Genomic DNA, 1,019 nt, shown 5'->3' with positions numbered 1-1,019 from the left:
TCGGTTTCTGGTGCCAGAATGATCTGCTCTGGCTTACCATGCTGAATCAGTTTACCCGACTCCATAATGGCAATATTGTTACCAATTTTAAGCGCTTCATCTAAATCATGACTCACGAACAAAATCGTTTTATTGAGCTTTTCTTGCAGCAGAATCAGTTCATCTTGCAGCTGCGCTCGGATCAGTGGGTCAAGTGCTGAAAACGGTTCATCCATGAGAAGAATGTCCGTATCCATCGCAAACGCACGAGCCAAGCCCACACGCTGCTGCATACCACCAGAAAGTTCATGCGGGAACTTACTCTCCCATTCTGACAAGCCCACCATTTCTAACTGTTCACGTGCTTTTGCACGGCGCTCTGCTTTACCTATACCTTGCATTTCCAGACCAAAGGCAACGTTATCTAGTACCGTTAGCCAAGGCATCAAAGCAAACTTCTGGAACACCATAGATACTCGGTGTGTACGTAGATGGCGTAGCGTCTGCTCATCACAGTTAGCGAGCTCCACCATATCGTCGCCATCCTGGATTTTCAGAGAGCCACGAGAAATATCGTTGAGTCCGTTCACGGTGCGAAGCAAACTGGATTTTCCAGAACCAGACAAACCCATCAATACACAGATTTCTCCACGCTTGACGCTCAGAGAGACATTATCAACACCGACGACCTGACCGGTTTCGTCGATGATCTCCTGGCGAGACTTACTCTGGTCCAGCAAAGCCAAAGCTTGTGATTGCTGCTGACCAAACACCACATCAAGATTTTCAATAGTAATAGCGTCCATGATTAAGCCTCCTTCTGGTTTGGCGCTTTGCATAAGGGATCAAGAATGATGGCAACAAGAACAATCGCTAAACCAGCTTCAAAACCTTGTGAGATATTTACCGTGTTCAGTGCGCGTACAACTGGCTTACCTAAACCATCTGCACCTACTAGTGCGGCAATGACCACCATCGAAAGAGATAGCATAATACATTGGGTAACCCCCGCCATGATGCTTGGTAGTGCCGCAGGTAAC

Annotated in this window: 2 protein-coding genes; both read right to left on the bottom strand. The window is 47.2% G+C overall.

Annotation, left to right across the window (positions count from 1 at the left end):
• Nucleotides 1-785 (bottom strand): choline ABC transporter ATP-binding protein (gene choV / locus R7P69_RS25315; protein WP_318121847.1); only part of this gene is annotated, 785 nt, incomplete at its 3' end.
• 2 nt (nt 786-787) lie between these two features.
• The coding region (locus R7P69_RS25310) for an ABC transporter permease subunit (RefSeq protein ID WP_411978700.1) at nt 788-1,019 on the bottom strand (232 nt) is incomplete at its 5' end.

This window comes from Vibrio sp. 661, assembly GCF_033339315.1.
Classification (GTDB): Bacteria; Pseudomonadota; Gammaproteobacteria; order Enterobacterales; family Vibrionaceae; genus Vibrio; species Vibrio alginolyticus.
Note: the sequence above shows the minus strand (reverse complement) of the source record. Positions and strands in the feature narration are given on the sequence as shown.